The 15,415-nt window shown below is 63.1% G+C and carries 12 protein-coding genes; 9 read left to right on the forward strand and 3 right to left on the reverse strand.

Annotated features, from left to right (window positions below; translation table 11 throughout):
• Positions 1-53: 53 nt before the first annotated feature.
• The gene (locus SPHINGO391_RS25335; protein ID WP_210385772.1) at positions 54-2,117 is read right to left on the reverse strand and encodes an FAD-dependent oxidoreductase; all 2,064 of its coding nucleotides are present in this window, start codon (positions 2,115-2,117) and stop codon (positions 54-56) included.
• A 112-nt stretch (positions 2,118-2,229) separates the two neighbouring features.
• Here SPHINGO391_RS25335 and paaG point away from each other — a divergent pair, with 112 nt between their 5' ends.
• The 4 genes from paaG (at position 2,230) to SPHINGO391_RS07210 (ending at position 5,472) form a co-directional block, all read left to right on the forward strand.
• Positions 2,230-3,021 (forward strand): 2-(1,2-epoxy-1,2-dihydrophenyl)acetyl-CoA isomerase PaaG, encoded by a 792-nt coding sequence (paaG, locus tag SPHINGO391_RS07195; RefSeq protein WP_152008183.1) that lies wholly within the window; start codon positions 2,230-2,232, stop codon positions 3,019-3,021.
• Positions 3,018-3,461, forward strand: a complete 444-nt coding sequence (paaI, locus tag SPHINGO391_RS07200; RefSeq protein WP_152008184.1) for a hydroxyphenylacetyl-CoA thioesterase PaaI — start codon at positions 3,018-3,020, stop codon at positions 3,459-3,461. Before paaG ends, paaI begins: the two co-directional genes overlap by 4 nt.
• A 78-nt stretch (positions 3,462-3,539) precedes the next feature.
• Positions 3,540-4,850 carry a phenylacetate--CoA ligase PaaK gene (gene paaK / locus SPHINGO391_RS07205; protein WP_152008185.1) on the forward strand — a complete coding sequence of 437 codons (1,311 nt, stop codon included), beginning with the start codon at positions 3,540-3,542 and terminating at the stop codon, positions 4,848-4,850.
• 4 nt (positions 4,851-4,854) lie between these two features.
• Positions 4,855-5,472, forward strand: a complete 618-nt coding sequence (locus SPHINGO391_RS07210; protein WP_152008186.1) for a TetR/AcrR family transcriptional regulator — start codon at positions 4,855-4,857, stop codon at positions 5,470-5,472.
• A gap of 80 nt (positions 5,473-5,552) precedes the next feature.
• Here SPHINGO391_RS07210 and SPHINGO391_RS07215 read toward each other — a convergent pair whose 3' ends face one another.
• Both SPHINGO391_RS07215 and SPHINGO391_RS07220 read right to left on the reverse strand, forming a co-directional pair.
• Positions 5,553-5,903, reverse strand: coding sequence for a DUF1801 domain-containing protein (locus SPHINGO391_RS07215; RefSeq protein WP_152008187.1), 351 nt, complete (start codon positions 5,901-5,903; stop codon positions 5,553-5,555).
• Between the two features lie 64 nt (positions 5,904-5,967).
• The gene (locus SPHINGO391_RS07220) at positions 5,968-7,188 is read right to left on the reverse strand and encodes a citrate synthase family protein (RefSeq protein WP_152008188.1); all 1,221 of its coding nucleotides are present in this window, start codon (positions 7,186-7,188) and stop codon (positions 5,968-5,970) included.
• A gap of 91 nt (positions 7,189-7,279) precedes the next feature.
• Between SPHINGO391_RS07220 and SPHINGO391_RS07225 the strand changes: the two genes are divergently transcribed.
• The 5 genes from SPHINGO391_RS07225 to SPHINGO391_RS07245 all read left to right on the forward strand — a co-directional run bounded on the left by SPHINGO391_RS07225 (position 7,280) and on the right by SPHINGO391_RS07245 (position 15,341).
• Entirely contained in the window at positions 7,280-8,671 is a 1,392-nt protein-coding gene (locus SPHINGO391_RS07225) for a CoA transferase (protein ID WP_152008189.1), read from the forward strand.
• Between the two features lie 205 nt (positions 8,672-8,876).
• Positions 8,877-10,610 carry a cache domain-containing protein gene (locus tag SPHINGO391_RS07230; RefSeq protein ID WP_152008190.1) on the forward strand — a complete coding sequence of 578 codons (1,734 nt, stop codon included), beginning with the start codon at positions 8,877-8,879 and terminating at the stop codon, positions 10,608-10,610.
• On the forward strand, positions 10,607-11,947 hold the full coding sequence (locus tag SPHINGO391_RS07235) for a sigma-54 dependent transcriptional regulator (protein WP_152008191.1): 1,341 nt from the start codon (positions 10,607-10,609) through the stop codon (positions 11,945-11,947). Before SPHINGO391_RS07230 ends, SPHINGO391_RS07235 begins: the two co-directional genes overlap by 4 nt.
• Positions 11,948-12,068: 121 nt before the next feature.
• Positions 12,069-13,067 (forward strand): TAXI family TRAP transporter solute-binding subunit, encoded by a 999-nt coding sequence (locus SPHINGO391_RS07240; protein WP_152008192.1) that lies wholly within the window; start codon positions 12,069-12,071, stop codon positions 13,065-13,067.
• A 66-nt stretch (positions 13,068-13,133) separates the two neighbouring features.
• A complete protein-coding gene (locus SPHINGO391_RS07245; protein WP_210385773.1) occupies positions 13,134-15,341 on the forward strand; it encodes a TRAP transporter fused permease subunit in 2,208 nt (735 codons plus the stop codon).
• Positions 15,342-15,415: the final 74 nt, after the last annotated feature.

Consider the following 15,415-nt stretch of genomic DNA (forward strand, 5'->3'; position numbering starts at 1 on the left):
TCCCTTTTGGCGGCTGACCGCCAGCTGTCTTGCGCCCATGCGGCGCGGGATGATTATCCCTGAAATATTTTTGCGGCCTTCCACGAGCCTGGGCTCTGGGCCTCGATCGCGGCGAAGGCCTCGCGCATCCGTTCCATGCCGGTCTCTTCGGCCCAGAACATTGGACCGCCGAGATGCTTTGGAAAACCATAGCCCTCGGTCCAGACAATATCGATGGCGGTGTCGGTGGTGGCGATGCCTTCCTCGAGGATCAGGTTGGCTTCGTTGACGATGGCCGCCATGATCCGCATCGTGATCTCGTCGGTGGAAAACGACTGACCGCCGGTCGAATGCTCGCTGCGCCAGGCGGCGATCATGGCCTCGATCTCCGGGTCCTGCTGGCCGTTGCCGCCGGTGTGATCGTACCAGCCTTTCTTCATCGGGCTGCCGCGGCCCTGCCGGCCCATCTCGCAGAGCCTGTCGGCGATGTCGACATAGCGGCCCGGCCAGGTGCCGGCGGCGAGCTGGCGCTTGCGGTTGGCCCAGCTGATCTGCAGCCCGGTGCGGTCCTGCAGCTCATAGGGTCCCATCGGCATGCCGAGCGTGCGCATGGCCTTGTCGACCTCGTAGGGCGAAGCGCCATCGGCCACCATGTAGTCGGCCTGGCGGCGGTAGGCCGACAGGATGCGGTTGCCGATGAAGCCGTCGCAGACGCCGGTTTCAACCGGGATCTTGCCGAGGCCGCGGGCAAAGGCGAAGGCGGTGGCCATGGTCTGGTCGGCGGTGGCGGAGGTGCCGACGACCTCGACCAGCTTCATGATGTTGGCGGGGGAGAAGAAATGCAGGCCGAGAAAGCGGCCGGGTCCGGGCATGCCTTCACTGATCAGGTTGGGATCGAGATAGGAGGTGTTGGTGGCAATCAGCGCGGTCTCGGACATCACGGCGGCAAGCTGAGCAAACACCGCGCGTTTGACTTCGGGGTCCTCGAACACGGCCTCGATGGCGATGTCGGCGTCAAAGGCTGCGGCGTAGTTGGCGCCGGCGGAGAGACTGGCGCGGCGGGCCTCTGCCTTGGATTCGGTGATGCGGCCCGACTCGAGATCCTTGGCGACTATGGCTTCGACGCGTCCGCGTCCGGCCTCGGCGCTTTCGGTGTCTCGTTCGAGAATGGTCACCCGATGGCCGGCGGCGAGGCTGGCGGCCGCGATGCCCGCACCCATCAGGCCGCCGCCGACAATGACGACATGGTTGATCGCGGCCGGGGTGAAGGCTTTCAGGCGATCGGGCCTGGTGACCGAACGGCTGGCGAAGAACAGCCGGCGCAGCGCGCGTGACTGGGCGCTGGCGCGCAGCTCGAGATGGGTCTGGCGTTCGATCTTGCTGCCTTCGGCAAATGGAAGCGTTGCCGCCAGCGCCGTGGTTTCAAGCGCGATCATCGGCGCGTCGGCGCCCTTGGCGGATTTTGCGATTTCCGCCTTCAGCGCCGTCAGGTCGGCGTTCTCGACCGAGCGGTCCGAGGTGTTGACGGGACGGGCGGGCAGAGCGGCGCGGAAAGCCGCGAGGGCCTGCGTCGGATCGCCCGAGAAGACGAGATCGAGACCGCCGAACTCCTCGAAAGTCTTTGTATTCACCGGTTTGCCATTCGCAGCCATGCGGGCGGCGTGCTCGAGCCCGATCACGCGCGGCAGGCGCTGGGTGCCACCGGCGCCGGGGATCAGGCCGAGGCTGACTTCGGGAAGGCCGAACCTGGTTTTCTCGTCGGCGATGCGCCAGGCGCAGGCGAGCGCCAGTTCCAGTCCGCCTCCGAGCACCGTGCCGTGCATGACGGCGATGAACGGTGTGGGGCTTGCCTCGATGGCGTCGAGCACGTCGGGCAGGTGCGGCAATGGTGGCGGGCCGGCGAACTCGGAAATGTCGCCGCCGGCGACGAAGGTGCGCCCGGCGCAAACGATCGCCGCCGTCTCGCATTTGGCCTCGTTGACCCGGCGGACGGCGTCCATCAGGCCTTGTCTGACGCTGACCGAGAGGGGATTGACCGGCGGATTGTCGATGGTCACCAGTGCATGGCCATTTTCTATCGCGACATCGACCACCTTCTTCTCCTGAATTGTCCGAGAGGTGGATGAAGGCGTGGTCACAGTGGTGGCTCCTCGATGACAGGCGGGAAATTTTAAGTGTCAAATACCGTACGATTATTAATTGACCAACCGGTCGGCTTATGCAACCATTATTTTTCAGGAGGACCCATCGATGAGTGAACCGGTACTGCATTCCTGGAACGGCGGTGTGCTTGAAATCACGCTGAACCGGCCAGATCGTTTGAACTCTTTCAATGACGACATGCATGTCGCCCTAGCCGAATGTTTCGACACGGCGCGGGATGATGCGCGCTGCCGGGCGGTGCTTTTGACAGGTGCGGGGCGCGGCTTCTGCGCCGGCCAGGATCTTTCGGCCCGGGATCCCGCCAAGATGGACGGTCCACCGGATCTGGGCGACACGCTGACGCGGTTTTACAATCCGCTGATCCGCCGCATCCGGACGCTGGAAAAGCCGGTCGTCTGCGCGGTCAACGGGGTGGCGGCCGGGGCCGGGGCAAATCTGGCGCTTGCCTGCGACATCGTGCTGGCGGCGCGCAGCGCCAAGTTCATCCAGTCATTCTCGCGGGTCGGGCTCATTCCAGACGCCGGCGGTTCGTGGATGCTGCCGCGGCTGATCGGCGAGGCGCGGGCCAAGGCGATTGCCATGACTGCCGAGCCGGTGACCGCCGAGCGCGCCGAGCATTGGGGCATGATCTGGAAGACCCATGACGACGCCGAGCTGATGGACGAGGCGCGAGCGCTCGCCGCCCGCCTTGCCGTGGGACCGACCTTCGGGCTGGGCCTGATGAAGGGCCTGATCCAGGCGGCTGCCGGGCAGGAACTCGACCCGCATCTCGACCTCGAGGCCGAGACCCAGCGAAAAGCCGGCTTCTCCGACGATTACGCCGAGGGCGTTCGCGCCTTTCTTGAAAAGCGCGAGCCCAAATTCGAGGGCAGCAAATGAGCCCGATCTCGGATCAGGAACGCGCCGAGCGTTCCTCGGAGGCAATGCTGAAGGACGATCACACCACCAAGGGCATGGGCATGAGCATTGATGCAGTGGGGCCGGGCAGGGCGACACTGTCGATGGTGGTGCGCAAGGACCATCTCAACGGTCATGGATCCTGCCATGGCGGTGCGATCTTTACGCTCGCCGACAGCGCATTTGCGTTTGCCTGCAACAGCCACAACACGATCACCGTGGCGCAGCACTGCTCGGTGACATTTCTGGCGCCCGGACGGGAAGGCGACCGGCTGACCGCAACCGCCCGAGAAGTGACGCTCGCCGGACGGTCCGGCGTCTACGATGTCAGCGTGACCCGGCAGGACGGCGTGACGATCGCCGAGTTCCGCGGGCTGTCGCGGACCGTATCGGGCACGCATTTCGAGGAGCCTGCCGCCTGAAGCGGCGGCACAACAGAATTTGGAAGAGGGCGTGCCGGTTCAGCGTGAGCCGCCGTCCCGGGATTGCAGGAGAACCCGATGCTTGATTTGACGCCCGACCGGGCAAGTCTCGATCCGATCGAAACCGCCTCGCGCGACGAGATTTCCGCGCTGCAGCTCAAGCGGATGAAATGGTCGCTGGCCCATGCCTACGAGAATGTGCCGCACACCAAGGCGGCGTTTGACGAAAAGGGCGTGCATCCGGACGACCTGAAGACGCTGGCGGATCTCTCCAAGTTTCCGTTCACGACCAAGATCGATCTGAGGGACAACTATCCCTTCGGAATGTTCGCGGTGCCGCGCGAGAAGGTGGTGCGGATCCATGGCTCGTCGGGGACCACCGGCAAGCCGACCGTGGTCGGCTACACGGCTGCCGACATCGACATGTGGTCCGATCTCGTGGCGCGGTCGATCCGGGCTTCGGGCGGGCGTCCGGGCGATATCGTGCATGTCTCTTACGGCTACGGCCTGTTTACCGGCGGGCTTGGCGCGCATTACGGCGCCGAGCGGCTCGGCTGCACCGTGGTGCCGATCTCGGGCGGCATGACCGAGCGGCAGGTGCAGCTGATCACCGATTTCAAGCCGCAGGTGATCATGGTGACGCCGTCCTACATGCTGTCGATCCTCGACGAGTTCCGCCGGCAGGGTATCGATCCGCGCGAGAGCTCGCTGGCCGTCGGTATTTTCGGGGCGGAGCCGTGGACCAATTCGATGCGCAGCGAGATAGAGCAGGCCTTCGACATGCATGCCGTCGACATTTACGGGCTTTCCGAGGTGATGGGGCCGGGCGTTGCCAACGAGTGCGTCGAGACCAAGGACGGACTGCACATCTGGGAGGATCATTTCTATCCCGAGGTGATCGACCCGGTCACCGGCGAGGTGCTGCCGGATGGCGAGATCGGCGAACTGGTGTTCACGACGCTGTCCAAGGAAGCGTTGCCGATGGTGCGCTACCGCACCCGCGACTTGACCCGGCTGCTGCCCGGCACCGCGCGGTCGATGCGGCGGATGGAGAAGATCACCGGACGGTCGGATGACATGATCATCCTGCGCGGCGTCAACGTGTTCCCGACCCAGATCGAGGAACAGATCCTCAAATGCGCTGGCCTTGCGCCGCATTTCCAGATCGAGCTCTCCACCAATGGCCGGATGGATGACATGACTGTACATGTGGAGTGCACCATCGCGAGTGCGTCCGAAGAGGCGCGCACGGCGTCGGGCAAGGAACTGGCGCACCACATCAAGAGCGTTGTCGGGGTCACTGCCCGGATCAATGTCGCCGAGCCGGGCAAGGTGGCGCGCTCGGAAGGCAAGGCCAAGCGCGTGGTCGACAACCGGAACCGGACCTGAGGTCATGGCCCGGACCATCGCCAAGGATCACGAGGCAAAACGCGAGGCGATCCTGAAGACCGCCGCGATGTTCTTTGCCAAACAGGGGTTTGACCGGGCCTCGATGGTCAAGCTCGCGGATGCATGTGGTTTCTCCAAGGCACTGATATACCACTACTATCCATCCAAGGACGCGTTGCTGTTCGACATCCTCGACACGCATCTGACCGCGCTTGTTGAGGTGGTGGAGACAACCGCTGCGCAGCCGGGGACCGCCTCGGAGCGGCTACGGGCGCTGGTCCGCGCCATCCTGATCGCCTACCGGGATTCCGACGCCGAGCACAAGGTGCAGCTCGATGCGCTGTCGTCGCTGCCTGAAGACAAGCAGACACATCTGCGGGCGCTGCAGCGGCGGCTGGTCGCCTGCATGTCGGACTGCGTGCGCGAGATCGAGCCCGAACGCTTCACGGCGCGGCCGGAACTGCTGGCGCCGGTGACGATGTCGGTGTTCGGCATGCTCAACTGGTTCTATCTCTGGTACAAGCCGGGCGGGCCGGTGGACCGCGACGCCTATGCCGACATCGTCGCGGATCTTGTCATCGGCGGGCTGCCGGCGGTGTGTTCGGGCGAAGGCGGCAGCTAAGGCGAGGCCTGGCGGGCGATGGACTGCGGATGGCGGCTGAGGGAGTCCGGCTTTTTTGGTCAACCCGCGTTTAGGGCCTGCTACAGAGCCGATCCGGCAAGCTGTGACGCCACTATCTTTCCCACAAGATCCTGCGGGATTGGTTTGTTGAGCCGGAACTGAACGGTATCTGTTTTTGCACGATACGGCCGAATTTCCGCTTCAAACTCATCGGTTCCCGGGTAAATCGGATAGAGCCCCACGTGCTTTTTCCAGAAGGCGAAATAGATGATGGTAACATCGCCGATCTTGAACGCGGGCATGTCGTACCGGATTGCTTCAACCAGGTTCGGAGCAGAATTCCTGATCGTGGCGCGCAAGGTCTGCGCCAACGCCTGAACGTCGCAGTTCAAATGGGCAATATAGTCGTCAATACTTGAGTATCTCGCCATCGCGTCCTTACGGTAGTGCGACTGCTGCAGATTGCAACAGCTTCCAGGCTGCCATCACACGGCTTCAGCCGGTTGATGAATCCCCGGCCAAACGCTCCCGGGCCTGCTTGGGCCGTTTGCCCGTATAAAGCGCCCTCGGTCGGATGAGCTGGTTTGTCGTACGTTGTTCCAGCCCGTGCGCGATCCAGCCGACCGAGCGGCCGATGGCGAACAGCAGGAAGGCGGCACCCTCGGGCAGCCGCAGATATCGTCTCAGCGCAACAAGGGCGAAATCGATCGAAGGGGCGGTTCCGGTCAGATCGTCGACAGCGGCCGTCAATCGTGAGGCCTCGGGGAAGTCAGCTCCCATTGCCGAGAGCAGCGCCCTGGCGCGGATATCGCCGTCCGGATAGAGCGGATGACCGAAGCCGGGAAGCGCGCCGCCGGCCTGCAGCCGGTCGCGGAGGCTCCTGGCCGGGGCGTCGGGATCGATGCTGGTCCAAAGCGACTCGACGCTTGTCGTTGTGGCGCCGTGCTTGATGCCGCTCAGGGCCGCCAGAGCGCCGACAATGACCGCTTTCAGCGAGGCGCCGGCGGAGGCGATACAGCGCGCGGTGAAGCTCGAGGCATTGAGTTCGTGATCGGCGCAGAGAACCAGCGCCTGGCGGATCAGGCCGGCGCCCGCGGCGTCGACGCCCCAGCTTGCTGCGAGTTGCTGGTGGACCGGGGCGGAGGAGGGCGCCTGCCCGATCGCACAGGCCGCCAGGATGCGCACCAGATCCCCGCTGCCGCGCGCCAGCGCCGCCGGATCGGTCCGCCAGGCCGAAGTCGGTTCGTCACGTGCCGCCACGGCGAACAGCGGCAGCAGACTTTCGGCGGCCAGGGTGTTGCCCGCCTGCGAGGCGAGTTCGAGATAGGCCTTGATGGTGATGGGCGCGCGGCGTGGAAAGGCGGTCTCAACCGGCGCCTGCCAGAGCAGGGCGGCGATGTCTTCAAGCGAGGCGGTGCGTGACAGTTCCACCGCGCTCTGTCCGCGATAATAGCATTCGCCGTTCTCGATCAGCGTCAGCCCCGATTCGAGCACCGGCATGCCCCAGTCGAGCGTTGCCTTGGCAATTTCCCTCGGCTTGCGGCCCCGCCGCCTTGTTTCGGCAAGCTGTTCGACAGCGTCGGCGAGATAGCGGCTCTGGCGGGGATCGTCGCCCGGCAGAGCCTTGATCAGGCCGCGGCTGACATAGGCATAGAGCGTCTGGCGGGAGACGCCGAGGCGTTCGGCAGCCTGTCTTGCGTCGATGTAATCCGCCATTCGGGAAACCTGATAGTTGATTTATATGATCAATATTGACGATATACGGATCTGGCGGTTGTGTGAAGCTCGAAACCGAAGGGAGCCTGCCATGCCGCACAGAGCATCAGCCGAGACAGACACCGCCTATCCGATGATTTCGGAGCTTTGGGACGCGCTCGGCGGAAAGCCGGGGATGTCCGGGACCGCAGAGATCGTGGGGCGCGGTGCGCTTCCGTCGGCCTTTGCCGTGAGCGATTTCGCTGCGGCTGCCGTGGCTTCGGCGGGGATGGCGCTTGCCGAATGGAGCCAGGCGCGGTCAGGCACGCTGGCATCCGTCACGGTCGATCGGCGGCTGGCGTCGCTGTGGTTCGGGTTTTCTATTGCACCGCTGAGTTGGGCGCTTCCACCGGCTTGGGACCCGGTTGCCGGGGATTACGCGTCGGCCGACGGCTGGATCCGGCTGCACACCAACGCGCCGCACCACCGCGAGGCGGCGCTGAAGGTGCTTGGGACTGCTGCCGAACGCACTGAGGTGGCGGCGGCGGTGGCGCGGTGGCGCGGCGACGAGCTGGAAGCGGCCATCGTGGCCGAGCAGGGATGCGCGGCTGCAATGCGCAGCACGCGGCAATGGGCGGAGTATCCACAGGGGCGCGCGGTATTGGCGGAACCGTTGATGCGGATGGAAACGGGAGATGAAGCCGCGGCTTTTGAGGGCGCGTTTGATCTCTTGCGGCCGCTCAGGGGTCTCAAGGTGCTCGACCTGACGCGGGTGCTGGCCGGACCGGTTGCGACGCGCTTCCTGGCCGGTTTCGGGGCGGATGTGCTGCGCATCGATCCGCCATCATGGCAGGAGCCGGGCGTGGTCCCGGAAGTCACGCCCGGAAAGCGCTGTGCGCGGCTGGATCTGAAGACCGGCGCCGGCCGGGAGCGGTTCAGGGCGCTGCTCTTGGAGGCCGATGTGGTGGTGCATGGCTACCGGCCGGAGGCACTGGAAGCGCTGGGACTGGGGTCGGAGGTGCGCGCATCGATCCGCCCCGGCCTGATCGATGTGTCGCTCTATGCCTATGGCTGGAGCGGGCCATGGGCCAATCGGCGCGGGTTTGACAGCCTGGTGCAGATGAGTTGCGGCATTGCCGAGGCCGGCATGCGACAGGCGGGAGCCGACCGTCCGGTGCCGTTGCCGGTTCAGGCGCTCGATCAGGGAGCGGGTTACCTGATGGCAGCCGCCGTGCTGCGCGGTCTGACGCTCCGCGCGCAGAAAGGGACGGGATCGCGGTGGCGCACATCGCTGGCGCGGGTTGGCGGGTTTCTCGCTGCCTGCCCGCAGGGGCCGGTCGCCGATCCGATCGGCAAGGCCGAGCCGGCCGATTATGCACAGAAGGTGGAGAGTACTGACTGGGGGCCGGCGCTTCGATTGCGGTCACCCTTGTTGGTGGGCGATGCGGAGATGCACTGGGGCAGGCCTGCGGGAGAGCTCGGGGCATCGGCGGCGGTCTGGTAGCTTCCGGATGGCCACTCTCCGGCCCTGACGGCTTCAGCCACCTTCTGCTCATTTCATCGGCTCTTGATGTGGCTGTCGCGCTCTGCCCCGCTCACCGCTGCGGGCGCGGCAGTCCACGCGGCAATCAGCCTTGGCGAAGGCGGAAGTTGCAGAAGTGCTTTTGTGTGGGGCATATAGGACCCGCAGAACCAAGAAGCAGGATATCATGCTCCAGCCTGCCACACAGAATGTCCATCCGATCATGGGGACGGCCCGCCGCAGCGTGGCAGTGATCCTGATCTCGATGACGGCTTTGTCCATCGGACTGCTGTTCGTTGTTTCGCTCGCCTATTTCAAATCCCTCGACCGGGAGGCGGCGGAAACGCGGCTGCTGTTGTACAAGCGCTCGCTCAATGACACGCTGAAGCGCTATCAGTATTTTCCCTTTGTTCTGGCGCAGGATCCGCTCACCCGGGAAACGCTGAACGGCGCCGACGACCTGAGACTGAACCTGCGGCTGGAGCGGTTTGCCGAGGAATCGGAACTCGAGGCCATCTATCTCATGGATGCGGACGGCCTGGTTCTGGCCTCATCCAATTTCAACCAGTCGCCTTCGTTTCTCGGCCAGAACTATGCGTTCCGTCCGTATTTCACCGAAGCCATCGAGGGCATGAGGGGAAACTATTTCGGCATCGGCGCAACGACCGGCAGGCCGGGCTACTTCGTCTCCGAGCCGGTGGTCGACGCCAGCGGCACTGTGCTTGGCGTCATGGCCATCAAGCTGGATATCAGCGAGCTTCAGCAAACCTGGGAGCAAGGCGAGGAGACGGTGCTTGCCTCCAATGCGGATGGCATCGTCGTGCTGGCGTCGAACCGTGACTGGCTGTTCGGCGGATTGGAAGACCTCACCGATGAAGCTGTTGCAAGGATGAAGGCAACCAAACAGTTCGGCGGCAGGACGATCCGCCGCTTGCCCTGGCAGACTGCGGGTGACGCGTCGGTGCGTTTGGGCGACAACAGCTACATCTATTCGGAGGCAGAAGCAGATTATCTCGGCTGGAAGGTGCACTACCTGCTCAGCGAGGCGCGGGCCTATGAGCGGGCGCTGCTGACGACAATCGTTTTCGGATCGGCGATTTCGTTGCTGGTCGGCATAGCAACCTACCTCAGATCGAAGCGGATCCAGACGGCATTGGCGATCTCCCAATCGGACCGCGACCAGTTGCGCGAAGCCAACAGGAAGCTCGAACAGGCTCACAGTGAGCTGGCGCGCTCCAGCAAGCTTGCGGCGCTTGGGCAATTGTCGGCCTCCGTGGTGCATGAGCTCGGACAACCGATCTCGGCGCTGCGCAATTACCTCACTGCCGCGGAGATTGCCGGCAACGGCAACACTTACCCCATCCATCAGAAGCTCAGTGGCGTGGTCGACCGGATGGAGAGCATCACCAGGCAGCTGCGTTTCTTCATCAAGCCGGGTGAAGTGAAGATGGAGCGGGTGGTGCTCAACGAGGTCATCGCGGGCGCACTCGAGCTGATGCAGCATGATTTTGCCATGGCGGGGATCGAGGTCAGCTGTGACATCGAGGGGACAGCGGAGGTCATGGGCAACAGGCTGCGGCTCGAGCAGGTTCTGATCAATCTCATCAACAACGCGCTTTATTCGTTGCAGGAAGAGGCAAAAACGCAGCTGAGGATCGGGCTTGCCCAGTCCGGAGACACGGCCGTTCTTTCGGTCGAGGATGAGGGCGTCGGCTTTGGCGACCGGTTGCTTTCGCAATTGCAGGAGCCATTCCACACGACCCGGGCCTCGGGAGACGGCATGGGCCTCGGGCTGTCGATCGCCTCTTCCATCGTCCGGGAGCACAATGGCGAGTTGAGCGCGGAAAACCGGGCTGAAGGCGGCGCTGTGTTTACAATCAGGTTGCCGCTGGTGGCGGCAAGATCCGGAGTTATGGCGTGAACCAGGGATATCGTATCACGGTTGTCGATGATGACAGGACAATGCGGGAATCGCTTTCCCATTTGCTGGAGAGCGCCGGTTTCGAGGTGGTGTGTCTATCCCGGCCGGAAAATGTGCTTGCCTGCATCCAGAAGCAGGATGCCGACGTGTTGCTTTGCGATGTGAGGATGCCGGGAATGAGTGGCACGGAGTTGCAGATGCAGCTCAAGGGCCAGACCAATGTGCCGATCGTGCTGATGTCGGCCCATGGCGACATTCCGATGGCGGTTTCTGCCATCCAGAACGGCGCTTACAGCTTCTTGGAAAAACCGTTTGATCCGCGGAGGCTGATCAAGCTGCTTGAAAACGCCTCGCAACTGCGCCGCCTGACACGCAATGCGGACAGACTCAAGACAAGGCTGGCGGAACTGTCCGGACTGGACCGGGTGATGATCGGCAACGCGCCTTCGATCAAGGCGTTGCGGGCAGAGATCGTCGATCTGAGCACGACCGATGTCAACGTGATGCTTCTTGGCGAAACCGGTACCGGCAAGGAACTCGTGGCAAAGGCGTTGCATGATCTCGGTCACCGATCCGGAGAACCGTTCGTGCCGCTCAATTGCGCGGCGGTGCCGGTCACCAGGTTTGAAGAGATGCTTTTCGGCACCGCGGAGAACGGTCCGGGCCTGCTGGCGCAGGCAGAGGGTGGCACGCTGTTCCTCGACGAGCTCGGCGCGATTCCGCTTGAAGTACAGGCCAAGCTGCTGCGTGTGATCGAGACCAAGCAATACACGCCGATCGACACCTCGAAGACGATCAATGCCGATATCCGCATCCTGTCGGCGGCCCATGAGCGGCTGGAAGACATGATGAAGGAAGGCACGTTTCGCGAGGACCTGTATTTCAGGCTGAACACCATCATGCTGACAATGCCGCCTCTGCGGGCGCGACGCGACGACATAACCACGTTGTACATGCACTATCTCGACGTCTTTGCCGCCACCTACGAGACAGAGACGCCGACACTGACATCCGGCGATGTCGCCAGGCTGCTCGCCTATGACTGGCCGGGCAATGTGCGCGAACTGCGCAATGTCTGCGAACGCCACGTGCTTGCGGCGCGGCGCGGTGCCGGATCAGTCGACAGTGCGCTCAACGACAACCGGGACAGTCTGGAAGCCCCGGAAACCTTGCGCGAGGCGGTGGCTGCGTTCGAGCGGCAGCTGATAGGCAAGGCGCTGGCCCGGCACCAGGGCCGGATGGATGATGTCGCCACCGGTCTGGGTATTGGCCGGCGAACGCTGAACGAGAAGATCGTAAAACTTGGGCTGGACAAGGAAACCATCCTGAACAGTTGAGCTCTGCGGATTTCCGCAGGCTGTTTTCCCGGTACTGGCGGAATTTCTCATGGTACCGGATTTGCTTTATCATCTAAGAGTTACTCAGGCGCCGTGGAGGCGACGCTTCAAGGAGGAAAACATGAAGAAACTTACACTTCTGGCTGCAGGCGCATTTCTGGCGCTTTCGGCGACCGCACCCCTGGCCCAGGATGCCAAGGACTACGTTCTCAACACGGCTTCGACCGGTGGCACCTACCACCCCGTCGGCACCGCCATCTCGACATTGACCAAGGTCAAGTTGTTGCCGAAGGAGAACTTCAGCCTGACCGCAGTCAACTCCGCGGGCTCCGGCGCGAATGTGCAGGCGATGGGCGCAGGCACTGCCGATTTCGCCATTCTGCAGGGTCTGTTCGGTTCCTATGCCGCAACGGGGACCGGGCCGATCACCGAACCCCAGGAGAACCTGCGCTCGGTGACGATGCTGTGGCAGAACGTCGAGCAGTTCGTCATTGCCGCGGACAAGGCAAAAACCGGAACGGTCAGCGATCTGGTTGATCTCAAGGGCATGTCGGCGGGCATGGGCAGCCAGAATTCGGGCACCATCGGCTCGAACCGCGTGCTGCTGTCGGGGCTGGGTATCGACATCGATACCGATTTCGAACTCGTTTATGCGGGCTATGGCCCGACCACGGACGCTATGGCCAACGGCCAGGTTGTCGCAGCAGGCATCCCATCGGGGCCGCCGACCGGCGCGATCACCAAGCTGATGGCTTCCAACGAAGGCAAGTTCACGGTTCTCGACGTGAGCGATGAAGAGCTTGCGAAAATGGACGGCGGCCGGAATCTGTGGGTGCCTTACACGATCGCTGCAGGCACCTATCCCGGTCAGGAAAAGGACATCAACACGATTGCACAGCCGAACTTCCTGGCGGTGAACGCGAGCGTTGACGAAAACCACGTCTATCTGCTGACCAAGACAATGTACGAGAATCTCGGCTTCCTGACAGCGATCCACCCGGCCACCAAGGTGATGGCGGTGGAGAAGGCCATGGCCGGCCTGCCGGTGAAGCTGCATCCGGGTGCGGCGCGCTTCTACAAGGAAGCCGGCCTGGAAATCCCAGCACACCTGATGCCGTAACAGCGCGGACCAACCAATCTGGGGCGGGGGGAAACTCCCGCCTCTCTGGTACTGCCTGAAACAAACATGATTGGCATCAGGATGAAGACCGCAGATCCGGCACTCACCCCACCTATCGATGACAGGGCGTCCTGGCTCGGGCCGCTGCCGATGCAGGGCAATCGGCTCAGAATGCTGGTTGTTGCCTTCGCGATCTGTTTCGCGCTCTGGCACATCGCCACCAACATCTGGCTCAACGAGCCGGGCAAATGGCAGAACGCCATCCATTTCGGCGGGTTTGCCTTTCTCGCCGCGGTGACAATCAGCCCGTTCGGACGCAATGCAGACAAGTCCTGGGCGCTCGCGTTCGATGTCATTTACGGCATCCTGATCGCCTCCGCAGCGCTGTGGGTCGCCTATGCGGAAAATGGCGTTTACGAACGCACCCTGGCAGTCACCGGTCAGTCCTGGCAGTTCACGTGGGTGGACTGGGCGGCTGGCGGCCTGCTTATATTTGCGGCTCTCGACCTTTCGCGCCGAGTCTCGGGCTGGGTCATCCCGATCCTGATCATCATCTCGCTGAGTTACATCCTCTATCTCGGCAGCTATCTGCCCGGCGTTTTCCGCGCCGCCAGCCTGCCGCTCAATGATGTCCTGTTCAGAACGCTTTACAATGACGAGGGCATGTTCGGCATCCTCGCCAGTATTTCCTCGACCAACATAACCCTCTTCATGATTTTTGGCGGCTTCCTCGTCGCCTCCGGCGCCAGTGATTTCGTGATCGAGCTGTCGAAGGTCGTGGCCGGGCGCACGCGCGGTGGCGCGGCATTCGTCGCCGTCCTTTCATCCGCGCTGACCGGCACGATCAGCGGATCGGCCATCGCCAACACCGCCTCGACCGGGGTCATCACCATTCCGCTGATGAAATCCAACGGCTTCCGTCCGAGATTTGCCGCCGGCGTCGAGGCCGCCGCCTCCACTGGCGGGCAACTGATGCCGCCGATCATGGGCGCGGGCGCATTCGTGATGGCGAGCTACACCTCGATACCCTATTCCACCATCGTTTCGGTCTCGATCATTCCGGCCTTTCTGTATTTCCTCTCCGTGGCTTTCATCGTCCGCATTGAAGCGGTGAAGCATCAGGTCGGTGAGGGCGTCGACCTGGTGGTCAACAAGGGCAAGCTGGTTTCCGGAGGCCTTGTCTTCGTCCTGCCACTGGCGGTGATGATCTATCTGCTGATGGGCGGGGTGACCCCTAGCTATGCAGCGTCATGGGCCATCGGCGCCCTGGTGGCGGTGTCGTGGTTCACCTCCATTGCCGCGCGCTTTGTCGGGCCCGGTACGTTCGAACCGGTGCAGATGGGGCCGTCGAAAATTGGCGAAGCGCTGCTGATCGGCATGAAATCGTCGATCATGACCGGCATTCTGCTGGTGGCCATCGGCATCATGAACAACGCGATCGTGACCAGCGGTATCGGCAACGGGTTCTCGCTGATGATCGCGCAGTGGTCCGGCGGTTCACTGGTCATCGCCATCTTGCTGATCGCCCTTGCGTCGCTCGTGCTCGGCATGGGGCTTCCGGTGACGGCGGCCTACATCATCCTGGCGATCCTGACCGCGCCGGCGCTGGCCGGCATCCTGGCCGACAGCCTGATCATCGATCAGCTGGTCCAGGGCATTGCCGATCCGGCCAAGTCGGCGATGTTCATGCTGGTCGACAGTCCCCATACCGCAAAGATTGCCACCGGCATGTTGCGTGAGGAGGCGGTGGCACTGATGGCGGCAATGCCGTTCGAACTGGCGATCACCGTGCGGCCGCTGCTGGTCGACCCGGCGGCCCAGGCGGCGTTTTTGCTGACTGCGCACCTCATCATCTTCTGGCTCAGCCAAGACAGCAATGTGACGCCGCCGGTCTGTCTGGCCGCCTTTACCGCTGCCGGTATTGCAGGCTCCAAGCCGATGGCAACGGGGTTCGAGAGCTGGAAGATCGCCAAGGGGCTTTACATCGTGCCGCTGATGTTTGCCTACACGCCGCTGATCACCGGGTCTCTGGACGAGGTGCTGCAAATCGGTTTCTTCGGTCTGTTCGGAATCTATGCCACCAACGTGCTGATCCAGCGCTATTCCGAGGGGCCGCTCACTCCGCTGCTCTACGGCATGGTCATCCTCGGTGCGGCTGGATCCTACTGGCCTCTCAACTGGACGGCCAATCTCATCGGAGCCTGCCTTGTCGTGATGGTTGTCGTTATCTCCGGCCGCCGCGGTCGCGTGCGGGCAGGCGTTGCGGCCAGTTGAAATGCCCCCAGCCTGTCGCTTCGGGTTGCAAAACTGATCCCTTTGCGTCCGATCCGCGTATGGTGTCACATATG

Source organism: Hoeflea sp. EC-HK425 (genome assembly GCF_902498795.1).
In the GTDB taxonomy this organism is placed as follows: Bacteria; Pseudomonadota; Alphaproteobacteria; order Rhizobiales; family Rhizobiaceae; genus Hoeflea; species Hoeflea alexandrii.

Excerpts from the sequence above, each read along its gene's own strand:
- SPHINGO391_RS07245 (WP_210385773.1), top strand. The coding sequence starts at position 13,134 with ATGATTGGCATCAGGATGAAGACCGCAGATCCGGCACTCACCCCACCT.
- paaI (WP_152008184.1), top strand. The coding sequence starts at position 3,018 with ATGAGCCCGATCTCGGATCAGGAACGCGCCGAGCGTTCCTCGGAGGCA.
- paaK (WP_152008185.1), top strand. The coding sequence starts at position 3,540 with ATGCTTGATTTGACGCCCGACCGGGCAAGTCTCGATCCGATCGAAACC.
- paaG (WP_152008183.1), top strand. The coding sequence starts at position 2,230 with ATGAGTGAACCGGTACTGCATTCCTGGAACGGCGGTGTGCTTGAAATC.
- SPHINGO391_RS07225 (WP_152008189.1), top strand. The coding sequence starts at position 7,280 with ATGCCGCACAGAGCATCAGCCGAGACAGACACCGCCTATCCGATGATT.
- SPHINGO391_RS07230 (WP_152008190.1), top strand. The coding sequence starts at position 8,877 with ATGCTCCAGCCTGCCACACAGAATGTCCATCCGATCATGGGGACGGCC.
- SPHINGO391_RS07210 (WP_152008186.1), top strand. The coding sequence starts at position 4,855 with ATGGCCCGGACCATCGCCAAGGATCACGAGGCAAAACGCGAGGCGATC.
- SPHINGO391_RS07215 (WP_152008187.1), bottom strand. The coding sequence starts at position 5,903 with ATGGCGAGATACTCAAGTATTGACGACTATATTGCCCATTTGAACTGC.
- SPHINGO391_RS07240 (WP_152008192.1), top strand. The coding sequence starts at position 12,069 with ATGAAGAAACTTACACTTCTGGCTGCAGGCGCATTTCTGGCGCTTTCG.
- SPHINGO391_RS07220 (WP_152008188.1), bottom strand. The coding sequence starts at position 7,188 with ATGGCGGATTACATCGACGCAAGACAGGCTGCCGAACGCCTCGGCGTC.